The following is a 10,597-nucleotide window of genomic DNA, read 5'->3' on the forward strand; positions in this document are numbered from 1 at the left end:
GATGCCATAGTCACGGCTGCCGGTGACCGCACCGGCACCGCCGCTGCCGCCACCGAAGCTCTTGCCGGTGTAACCCTCGACCCGCAGCTCGGCCATGTCGTGGACTTCCCGCTGCCGTGCCAGGCGCCGGACCTGCTGGTTTTCCGGGAAACGCGCGACGACATCGTCGGTCAGCACATCGAGCTGACGCCACTCCTGCAAGGCCAGGGCGGTGTTGGCCTGGGACAGTTCCAGGCCCAGGTCACGCGGTGCGGCGCTTTCGGTCTCCTTGTTGAGGCCCTCGGCGCGGCGTGGCCAGGCGCGGGCCAGGTACATGTCGGCCTGGGCGACCCGCACGCCGACATTGCCCGGAGCCTGGGCCGCCAGGGCCTCCAGGCCCTGCTCGCTGGCGGGCAGATTGCCGTTGTGCAGGCCCATCTGCGCCGCCAGTTGCTGCACATCAACCCATTCGTCATTGGGCACGCCGACAGGCTGGCCCTTGAGTTCAAGGCGGGCCTGGGTGGTCCTGGCCAGGTTGTCGGCGACCTCCTGAGCCTCCTCCGGCCGGTCGCTTTCGATCAGGGCGTAGGCCAAAGCCGAAGTATCGTCGACGCGGTCGGCCGCATCGGCGTCGGGTGCGGCGAGCACCTCGCGGTACAGTTGCGCCGCCTGCTCCGGCTGGCGACGCGCCAGATAGGCCGCCGCCACCCAACGCCGGGCGTAGGTGGGAATGGTCACGCCTTCATCGCGCAGCTTCTGCTGTTCGGCCAGTACTTCGACGTTGCGCGAACGGGCCTTGAGCGCGCCCAGGCGGTCGATGCGCCAGCGCACCAGGTCGTCATGAGCCTGCGGGTCCGCCGACCAGGCGGCCAGCAGCCGATCGTAGTCGGCCAGGGCCCGATCGGCCACGGCATGGCGCTCCAGCTCGCTACGGGTTGGCCGCTCGGCCAGGCGTACCCGTTCGGCGGCCAGCTCGCCTTCGAGGCGCCGGATGGACGCCCCATCGATCAGCCCGGGATGTTGCTGGGCCAGGCGCAGGGCCGGTTCGGGCAGGCGCGCGCGCTGCAGGGCGAACACGTATTCACGCAGCACCTGGGGCTTGTCCGGGGCGCGGGCAAAGGCCTGGTCGTATTCGAACAGGGCGTCGCTGTCGGCTCCCGAACGGGTCAGCGCATAACCCAGCGCCAGGTGTCGCGACGGGTCGCCAGGCTGCCGGGCGACCTGTTCGCGGGCACGGCGTACCGCATCCTGAGGATTGCCGGCATCCGCCTCGGTCACCGCCAGGCCCAGTTGCAGGTCGGCATTGCCCGGCTCGCGCTCCAGCGCCCGGCGATACAGGCGCTCGGCCTCGTCCCAACGCTTCAGGTTGCGATAGGCCCGGGCCACGGCACCCAGGGCCTGGGACGGCAGGACGCGGTGCACACCCCGGCTCTCGTAGACGCTGACCACTTCGGCATCCAGCCCGGCCCAACTGGCGATCTGCAGGTGATCGCTGACCAGCCCGGCCGACTGCTGCGCAGGCGGCACCTGCCGCAGGAAGGTCAGGGCCGGCGTGTAGCGGCCGTCACGAGCCTGACGGATCAGTTGATCGTAGGAGGCATCAGCCAGGGCGGCCAGGGGCCACAACAGTTGGCTGCACAACGCCACGCCCAGCAAAGGGCGCAATCTGCCACTTGGGCAGAACAGGGCATTAAGCGGCATATCGTCCACTTCCCGAAGCATGGCCGGGGTTCAATGCTCCTGCCTGACCCAAAACGCAGGATGGAGCCTCGCGACAGCAACCGGTGGTCCGGTTCAGTTGTCTTTCAGCAAGGGTAGACGAAAAAAGACGGGTGCAAGATCCAAAGTTGGCGGGCATCGGCCGAGGCCGATGCCGCAATGGGCGCGTTACTCGGCGGCTTCAGCGCCGCCCAGGCCACCGACCTTGGACATGACCAGGGCGATGAATTCCTCCAGCGACATTTTCTGCCCGTTGAACTCCACCTGGCCCGCGGCATAGTGCAGCTTGGACACGATATCCATGCCCTCGATGGTCGCCATTTCGGTGGACAGCGCCATGGTGCCAGCCATTTCACTGGTCATCGACGCCTGCTGGGCGATCAGCTTGGAATCGGTCTGGCCTTCGAGCAGGGCCTGCACACCGGCCAGGTCGGCGATCATCGGCTTGGACAACGACAGCCTGGCGTCCAGCTGCGAGACCAGTTGCTTGCCCAGCTCCAGCGGCGGCAATTGCGTGGACGACGGGTTGTCCAGGTTCACCTGCAGGTTGAAACGGCTTTCACCATTGGCGGTCTTGAACGACAGGTTGTCCACGGCGATCTGCGGCTTGCCGGCCAGCAGTTTCTTGATGTCGGCCTGGGCCTTGATCTGCTGCTCGGCGCTCAGCTCGGGCACCGGCGGGACGTCCTCACCCTGGGCGGCAGCCTGTTGCATGGCCTTCAGTTCGGCCTGATACATCTCGGTCAGGGAGCGCACCGCCGGGATATCCAGGTTCTTCGCGCTCAGGTTCAGCTTCGCGCTGCCCACCGACTTGCCGTTGTAGCCGATGTCGCCGACGGTGTAGTCCAGGCGGCCGGACAGGACGTTGCCATTGGCTTCCAGGTTGTCTTTCTGTTCGAAGTCCTTGACCGTCACCACCACCGGTTGCTCGCCGTAGGTGACCTTGGCACTGCTCAGTTCCAGGGTGTTGCCACCCAGGTAGAAACCGAAGTCGCTTTTGGTCAGGTCACTGGCCACGGTGAAACCACCGAGTTCGACCGATACCGGGCCGTCCTCTTCGGACTGGCCGGTGATTTTCACGCTGTCCATGTAGCCGTTGGCCTTGATCTTCGCACCCTTTTCGGTGCCGGCCACGTTCAGGTTGAGCCCGGAAAACTTCACCGTACTCTTGTCGTCCGGGGCGAAATCCAGCGGGATCAGCTCGACGTTGCCTTCGACCGAACGATCGTAGCCCAGCGCGACCGCGCCCTTGAGCGGTGCGGCGCCCTTGGCGGCATCGAACCACTTGGCGGTCAGGTCGTTCTTCTCCAGCTCGTAGTTGCTGTTGAACATCACCGGCATCAACTTGAACGACTTCAGCCGCGAGAACGGCAGCGGACCGTGCTCGATGTGGTCGACGAACAGCAGTTCGACGTCCTTGTTCTCTTCGCTCAGTTGCAGGTTCTGCAGCTTGAGGCGGTAATGCGCGGTGCTGGTGAACAGGTTGCGTTCCAGCGACACCAGTTCAATGCTCGCGCTCGCCCCGCCGCTGTTCATGGCTGTCTTGAGTTGGGCGTTGGCTTCCTGGATCGAGCTGTTCAGCGCCCCTTCCAGTTGATTGCCGGTGTACCAGGCACCGGCGGTGCTCAAGGCACCGACCACGACGACAAACCCTAACAGCAAGCCCGCTGATTTATTCATGAATGACCCGATCAGATATCCGTTGTGTTGAAAAGTGCTGGTCTTCCCTGAACCCTTGACCGGGTTCGGCTCGACGGCGCCCCGAAAGCGCGCAGATTAGCATTTGCACCAGGATGGGCGCACCTGCCGACCTCGCCTCGGCCTGTGACGCAGAAAGCAAAATGCACGGAAAAACGCCAATCACCCGGCAGACAGGCCGGGTGACGGTGGATGGACATCAGGGCCAGGCCCCGGTTCCGGATCGACGCGGATTCAGGAGTACTGCACTTCCATCTCGTCCAGCTGGTGATCGAAGGTTTTCAGCCGCGCGGTCCAGGTATACACCAGCACCTCGAAGTCGCGGTTGATCACCACCCCGTCCGGCGAGTCGTTGCGCGGATCGCAGACATCCAGCTGATAACGCTCGCGGGCCATGGCGCTGGCCACGTCCGCCAGCTCGCGGGCGTTGTTCAGCCAGTGGCGCTCGTCATGGGCCACCTCCCGGTCGAGCTTCAGGCATTGGCTCTTGAGGGTCTCCAGGCTTTTCTCCAGCGGCGTGCCGGTCAGCTCGCCCATGACTTCCTGGAAGGTGCGCCCGGGCTGCCAGTAGCTGCCCCAGAAATAGCGGTCGAACACGGTTTCGACCCGACGCAGGGCGACCTTGGTGTCCCAGACCAGCACCAGGGTCTTGCTCTGCGACAACTGTCGTTTCTTGATCTGTTGGGTCTGGTAGCTGGCCCAGGCCACCACCACGATGGACATCACCGCGATCAGGGCACAGACGCTGTCGAGGAACACCAGCGCCTTGTCGATCTGGTGGGCAAGCATCACGCCATAGAAATACGCCGCCGACAGCAGCACCAGGGCGACCACCGCACACCAGAAACCGGGAGCATAAGGGTTTTTCATTATTAGAATCCCCGTCAGGCCACGCCGGCCGCGCCAGGGGATTCACCCGAAGCCCCGAACCAGCGGCGGCCAGCCGCTAATTCAGAGCATAGCAATGGACTCAGGGTTTGGCGGGGGGCACAGGTGGCGTTCGTCCGCTTTCCCAACCACCGCCGAGGGCCAGGAACAGCTCGATCTGACTCATGGCTACCTGGGTGTTGGCCGCGGCCAGCTGCGCGCGCATGTCGGTGTAGGTGCGGGTGGCCTGCAGGTCGGCGAGGAACGAGGCGCGGCCGGCGCTGAAGAAGCGGTGCGTCTGCTCCGCCGCCAGCTTGGCCGACCGCTCGGCATCGGCCAGCGCATCGCGGCGGTCGAGTTGCGCGGTGTACTGGGCCAGGCTGGTCTGGGTCTCGCGGATGGCGTTGAGCACCACGCCGTCGAAATGCGCCAGCACGCCCTGGGTCGTCGCCTCGGCTTCGCGGATCCGCGCCCGGGCACCGTTGGTCGGTACCGTCCAGCTGATCGCCGGACCGAAGCCCCAGCGATTGGTCGACGGCTCGCCAAGGTCCTTGGCGAAACCGATGGTACCCACCGTCGCACCGATGCTGATGTTCGGGTACAGCTCACCCGTCGCGACCCCGATGCCGGCGGTGGCCGCCGCCAGCCGCCGTTCGGCCTGGCGGATGTCCGGACGGCGCTTGAGCAGTTCGGCGCCATCGCCGACCGGCAGCAGTTGGGCGATATGCGGCAGTTGGGCGCAATCGGCAACGCCGGCCGGCAGTTGGTCGACGGGTTTGGCCAGCAACATCGACAACCGGTACAGGCCGGCCTGGCGCGCCGCGGTGTAGCGTGGCAGTTCGGCCCGCAGGGACTTGAACTGGGTCTGCGAGCGGGTGACCTGGGTTTCGTCGCCACGCCCGGCGTCGCGTAGGCGCTTGGTCAGCTCGGTGCTCTGGGCTTGCAGGTCGAGGGAGTGCTCGGCGATCTCGCGCTCCTCGTTCGCCGCGCAGACCTGGGTGTAGGAACGCACCACGTCGGCCACCAGGGTGATCCGCGCCACGTCGCCCGCCGCCTGGGTCGCATCGGCATTGGCCTTGGCCGCCTCGATGCCACGCTGCAGGGTGCCCCACAGGTCGAACTGGTAGGACGCCGACAGCGAGATATCGGCGACATTCGCCACCGGCACCTTCTCCGCCAGCAGGAAGGCCTGACCGGACTCTTGCAGGCGCTGCGCCCCGGCCTTGACCCCGGCACTGAAACCGCCGGCCGCCTCGGCCTCTTCCACCTGGGCGCGGGCTCGCGCCAGGCTGGCCGCGGCGACCCGCAGGTCGGTGTTGGAGGCCAGCGCCTGGCGCACCAGTTCGTTCAACCGAGGGTCCTGGTACAGGCGCCACCAGTCGGCCGGCACCGGGGCCGAAACCACGTTGTCGCTGCCGCCGGCGAGCGGGCCCTGCAGGTCCTTGCGCTGCATCGCCGAATCACTCGGCAGGTGATAGTCCGGACCGATCATCGAGCACGCCGACAACAGCAGGCCCAGGCCCAGGGTCGTGACCTTCGCCAGCGCTTTCATTGCGCGGCCCCGGGCTTGGCATGTGGCTTGGACGTATCCTTCGCGGCGTCGTCAATGATCGACACGGTCGCCGTACGCCCGGCGATCATGCGAAAGTCCTCCGGCACCTCATCGAAGGCGATGCGCACCGGGATACGCTGGGCCAGCCGCACCCAACTGAACGCCGGGTTGACGTTGGGCAGCAGGTTCGAGCCGCTGGTCCGGTCACGGTCCTCGATGCCGGCGACGATGCTCTCGACATGGCCACTCAGGCGGGCGTTGTCACCGATCACGCGGATATCCACGCGCTGGCCGACATGGATACCGTCGAGCTTGGTTTCCTCGAAGTAGCCGTCGATATGGAACGAGGCGCTGTCCACCACCGACAGCACCGGGCGCCCGGCGGTGACGAACTCCCGATCACGCGGCGCCCGGTCGTTGACGTAGCCGTCCACCGGGCTGCGGATCACCGAACGGTCGAGGTTCAGTTGCGCGGCGTCCACCGCCACCTTGGCCTCGGCCAGGGCCGATTCGGCACGAGCCACCTTCGACTGGCTTTCTTCCAGTTGCTCGCCGGGCACCAGGTTGCCCAGGCCACGGTTGCGCTTGTACTCGCGCTGCGCCTGGGCCAGGGTTTCCTGGCGATCGGCGACCGCCGCCTGGGCCTGGCGCAGCGCCAGCCTGAAGCGGTCCTGGTCGATGCTGAACAGCACCTGGCCACGCTTGACCGGCTGGTTGTCGCGCACCTGGACCTCTTGGATCAGCCCGGAGACATCCGGTGCGATCTGCACGATATCGGCACGGATATGCCCGTCACGGGTCCAGGGAGCGAACATGTAGTACATCACCATGCGCCAGATCACGAGACAGGCGAAGGCCACCACGAGCAAGGTCAGGACCACGCGGCCAATGGTCAGAATAGGTTTTTTCATGTCATCAGGTATCGACTGAACGAATCCACAACGCCCAGCAACAAAGCGTAGAGACCGACGTTGAACAATGCCCGGTGCCAGACCAGGCGATAGAAGTGGAGGCGCGTCAACAGCCCGTGCACCACGAGATACAACCCATAGGTGATGCCCATCAGCACCAGCAGCGTAGGCAGGAACACCCCGCTGATATCGACGTCACCGATCATAACGGCACTCCATTGATCCCATAGGGCACGTTGTCCGACTGATCACCGCTGTCGACGAACTCCACGCCGGGCAGCAGTGCCAGGCGCAGCCCGCTCAGGGCGTGCAGCAGGTGTCGGCGGGTTTCGCCGTCGTCGAGCCCCTGGGAACTCAGGGCCCGACGCGTGCGGTCCAGCGTCATCAGCAGGGGCGCGGGCGCGGGCAGGCGTTCACCAGCCTTGAGGCAGGCGCGGAAGTAGCCGCCCACCTCTTCCACCACCTGCCGGAGCAACACGTTGCCGACCCCGAGCACCCGCGGGGTGTAGGCCAGCAGGTCGAGCAGGTTGAGCGCGACACGCAACTCGCGCAACGCGGCGCCGGTATCCTGGCCGGTCATGGCCAGGCGTGGCAGGTGCTGCATCAGCCGGTCGAGCATCCGCACGCCCATCTGCCGGTGCTCGGCCAGGGTCGCCGGCTCGCTCAGGCGGACGATGTCGCGCCAACTGAAACGGGTCAGGCGCTTGCTCGCCAGCTCGGCGCCGAAGGGCCGCACCACCAGCGTCCAGACGAAGGCGAACAGCAGGCCCACCGGCCCCGCCAGGTTGGCATTGACGAAATTCAGGAAGTCCGCGTCATAGGCCTCGGAAATACTGATGAAAGACGAGGTGTTGACGATGGTCAGCAAGGTGCCGAGGTAGAACGCCGGCTGCAGCGTCAGGGTGCCGACGCAAATGAACGGCACGGCGAATGCCAGCACCAGCATCGGGAAGTCGTGCAGGTTGGGCAGCACCACGAACAGATAGAGGCTGGCAAAGACCACCGACAGCGCGGTCCAGAAGAAGAACCGGTAGATCTGCGGCGCGGGGTCGTCCATCGCGGCGAAGAAGCTGCAGGCCACGGCAGCGAGGATCACCGCACTGGCGCCGTCGTTCCAGCCGGTCAGGATCCACAGCACCGAGGCGACGGCGATCGCCAGCACGGCGGTGCCGGCCGAATAGAGCATCAGGCCGCGATCGAGAAACGGCGACAGGCGCGCCAGCCGCCAATGCCGGTAGACCGCACGCCAGTTGTCCTGGCTGTCGCACTGGATGGCGTACTGCAGGCTGCGCAGGTCCTGCCACAGATCGATCCACTCGCCCAGGCGGTAGAGTGCGTTGGAAAACAGCAGTTGCCGGCGATCATCGAGTTCGCCAGCGCTCGGCTGCAGGCTCTCGACCTGGGCGCGCAGGGCTTGCCAACGTTCGTGTGGCGCATCCTGGGCAGTGCTGTCCAACCATTCCCGGGTTGCCTCCAGCAGGGGCTGGAAACGCGCGACCAGTTCCGGCGTCCGACGCTCCAGGGCGTAGAGGGCATCGTCCAGGGCATCGACGACCGGCAGCAGGTGGATCATCCGCCCACGCAATTCCCTGGCATTGCGCACCATCTGCGGCCGGGCGCCTTCGTGGCTCAACTGGCCGATCATCGGCTCCAGGCTGTTGAAGGTTGCGACCATGGCCGAGCGCAGCGCGCTGACCTCATCGGTCTGCACGTTGCGCGCGAGGAATTTCTGGCTGTAGCTGGACGCCGAACCGAACCACTTGCCGGCGGCATCGAGCAGCACCGGCGCCAGGCGACGCGGCCAGAACAGGCTGCCGACCACCGCCGCGACGACGATGCCGAGAAAGATCTCCTCGGTGCGCGATACGGCGATGTCGAACACGTTCAACGGGTTGTCCACCACCGGCAGGGCGATCATCGGCATGGTGTAGCCGGCCAGCATCAGCGCATAACTGTTGGCGGTGCGCAGGTGCAACGACAGGAACAGCAGGGTGCCGGTCCAGAGCGCGACCACCACGGCCAGCAGGAACGGGGTCTGCACGAACAGCGGCACGAACAGCACCGCCGCCGCTGCGCCGAGGAAGGTCCCGACCGCCCGGTACAGCGCCTTGGAGCTGGTGGGGCCGACGAAGGGGCTGGAGACGATATAGACCGTCGCCATCGCCCAGTAGGGGCGCGGCATTTCCATGATCAGCGCGATGTACAGCGCAATCATCGACGCGGCGAAGGTCCGCACGCCGTAGAACCAGTCGCGGGCCGGCGGCATGCCTGTCCAGAAACCGTTCAAGAGTCCGCCACTCCCGATGCCTGCCCGGCGGCCTCGAAGGCGCGGATCACCCGTAACGCGGCTTCCAGGTCGGCCAGGGGAAGGCCGCCCAGCACCTCATGGCGCAGGCGGACCAGTTGCTTTTCGATGTCGTGGAACAGGCTCTGGCCGTTCTCGGTCAGGCCGAGGGTCTTGGCCCGACGATCGCTGGGGTCCTCGGTGCGTTGCACATAGCCGGCACCGCACAACTGATCGAGCAGGCGCACCAGCGACGGGCTCTCCATCCCGGCGATCTGCGCCACGGTGACCTGGCGTACGCCCGGCCCCATGCGACCGATGATCAGCAACGGCATGGCGCAGGCCTCGGAGATGCCGTAGTTGGCCAGCGTGGTCTGGCAGACCCGCCGCCAATGGCGCGAAGCGAGCACCATACCGGTGCAGATATTCTGCTGGAGCTGTTCGAGAGGCTTGGACACAGGAGGATTCGCATAATGTTAGTTTGCTAACTATCAATATCGCGCATCGGTCAGGATTTCGTCAAGCTTTGAAACAATTTGTTCTTGTCTACGCGCCCGGCCGACAAGAGGCCGGCTAGGATCGTTGATTTGAGCGTAGCTCATGCAGGCAACTGGCTTGGCCGCACCCATCCTCCAACATGGAAACGATCAAATGTCTCATTCCGGAATGCCCCGCAGACAGGAGGTGCCACGTGACCGACAAGACAATGCACTACGGGTACGGTTGGTCGTCCACAGGCAGACGATTCTGAATGCGCTCCAGGATATCCAGGCCATCCTGACATAATAGATAGGCACCGTTTGTGAGGCGGTAGAGATCAGCATCATCGATATTCTTGATGGTGATCGAGGTGAGAGCCTCCAACAAGACAGTACCGGCGCGGATCCTGATGCAGGCACTTTCATGAAGCACGTGGAGAGGGGCGTGCGTGTCGATAAGCAGGACAGGGCTGTCGGAAGAGTTACTGGTGAGCGGGCAATATCTGTTCACAGGCAAAGCTCCATAGTTGTAGGTCAGGAGCCGTCACCCATCGTCGCCAAACAAAGGGTGGCAGCTGTACGCAGGTTGGCGAACCGGTAACTATGGAAACCCGGCAGACCCTAAGGTCTCCCACGCACAGCCGCCATAGAGCTATCACGCGCATTTTCAAATGCGTGCGACGAAGCCTGGGCGCTGTTTGCGCTCACATAGTTGTTTCGGATCGCCAAATCCGCTGTCGACGAGGGTCAACAGCACGGACTATAGAGGTGCCCGTACCGGCGTTGCAAGAGAGATCTTAAGGACATGGGCCTCGTCAGGATCTGTTACACATCTCCATGAGATAGATCCCTAGAGTCCGAACGAAAGTAGAAATGCCACTAATCAGCGAGAAATGTAATTAGTAAAAAATTATTTGATTAGACCTTGAATTTCGTTGTCAACCGCTACAATGGAAAAATCCAATCTGAGCGGTGTAGCTTAAAAAACTTCAATAAATAGAAAAAATCTATGAGCTACGAGAAACCCTTAGTTTTACAAAATAAACGATAACGGAATCTCAAATCACAATGACCAACATAGAAAACAGCTCACCCCCTGATACCAATA

The 10,597-nt window shown here is 64.3% G+C and carries 8 protein-coding genes; all 8 read right to left on the reverse strand.

Translation table 11 applies throughout. The annotated features are described in order from the left end of the window. Positions 1 to 1,701, reverse strand: a 1,701-nt coding sequence (gene pgaA / locus K675_RS0129450) for a poly-beta-1,6 N-acetyl-D-glucosamine export porin PgaA (protein ID WP_017907041.1), incomplete at its 3' end; no start/stop codon positions are given. Between the two features lie 165 nt (positions 1,702 to 1,866). After that, complete coding sequence (locus tag K675_RS0129455; RefSeq protein WP_026145644.1) at positions 1,867 to 3,378, reverse strand: YdgA family protein; 1,512 nt, start codon at positions 3,376 to 3,378, stop codon at positions 1,867 to 1,869. A 252-nt stretch (positions 3,379 to 3,630) separates the two neighbouring features. Beyond that, on the reverse strand, positions 3,631 to 4,266 hold the full coding sequence (locus K675_RS0129460; RefSeq protein ID WP_026145645.1) for a hypothetical protein: 636 nt from the start codon (positions 4,264 to 4,266) through the stop codon (positions 3,631 to 3,633). Positions 4,267 to 4,366: 100 nt separating this feature from the next. Next, on the reverse strand, positions 4,367 to 5,815 hold the full coding sequence (locus K675_RS0129465; protein ID WP_017907044.1) for an efflux transporter outer membrane subunit: 1,449 nt from the start codon (positions 5,813 to 5,815) through the stop codon (positions 4,367 to 4,369). After that, positions 5,812 to 6,726 carry an efflux RND transporter periplasmic adaptor subunit gene (locus K675_RS0129470; RefSeq protein ID WP_017907045.1) on the reverse strand — a complete coding sequence of 305 codons (915 nt, stop codon included), beginning with the start codon at positions 6,724 to 6,726 and terminating at the stop codon, positions 5,812 to 5,814. The genes K675_RS0129465 and K675_RS0129470 overlap by 4 nt, the downstream gene beginning before the upstream one ends. Continuing rightward, positions 6,723 to 6,932: a DUF1656 domain-containing protein gene (locus K675_RS0129475; RefSeq protein WP_017907046.1), complete on the reverse strand. Its 210-nt coding sequence runs from the start codon at positions 6,930 to 6,932 to the stop codon at positions 6,723 to 6,725. Before K675_RS0129475 ends, K675_RS0129470 begins: the two co-directional genes overlap by 4 nt. Continuing rightward, a complete protein-coding gene (locus K675_RS0129480) occupies positions 6,929 to 9,013 on the reverse strand; it encodes an FUSC family protein (protein WP_026145646.1) in 2,085 nt (694 codons plus the stop codon). The genes K675_RS0129475 and K675_RS0129480 overlap by 4 nt, the downstream gene beginning before the upstream one ends. Beyond that, on the reverse strand, positions 9,010 to 9,423 hold the full coding sequence (locus tag K675_RS0129485) for a MarR family winged helix-turn-helix transcriptional regulator (RefSeq protein WP_037007395.1): 414 nt from the start codon (positions 9,421 to 9,423) through the stop codon (positions 9,010 to 9,012). Before K675_RS0129485 ends, K675_RS0129480 begins: the two co-directional genes overlap by 4 nt. Between the last annotated feature and the right edge of the window lie 1,174 nt (positions 9,424 to 10,597).

The organism is Pseudomonas fuscovaginae SE-1 (assembly GCF_000364705.1).
Taxonomy (GTDB): Bacteria; Pseudomonadota; Gammaproteobacteria; order Pseudomonadales; family Pseudomonadaceae; genus Aquipseudomonas; species Aquipseudomonas fuscovaginae_A.

What these genes read in the sequence shown, in the direction of transcription:
- K675_RS0129485 (WP_037007395.1), bottom strand. Translation starts at nt 9,423, where the DNA reads ATGGTGCTCGCTTCGCGCCATTGGCGGCGGGTCTGCCAGACCACGCTG.
- K675_RS0129465 (WP_017907044.1), bottom strand. Translation starts at nt 5,815, where the DNA reads ATGAAAGCGCTGGCGAAGGTCACGACCCTGGGCCTGGGCCTGCTGTTG.
- K675_RS0129455 (WP_026145644.1), bottom strand. Translation starts at nt 3,378, where the DNA reads ATGAATAAATCAGCGGGCTTGCTGTTAGGGTTTGTCGTCGTGGTCGGT.
- K675_RS0129470 (WP_017907045.1), bottom strand. Translation starts at nt 6,726, where the DNA reads ATGAAAAAACCTATTCTGACCATTGGCCGCGTGGTCCTGACCTTGCTC.
- K675_RS0129460 (WP_026145645.1), bottom strand. Translation starts at nt 4,266, where the DNA reads ATGAAAAACCCTTATGCTCCCGGTTTCTGGTGTGCGGTGGTCGCCCTG.
- K675_RS0129475 (WP_017907046.1), bottom strand. Translation starts at nt 6,932, where the DNA reads ATGATCGGTGACGTCGATATCAGCGGGGTGTTCCTGCCTACGCTGCTG.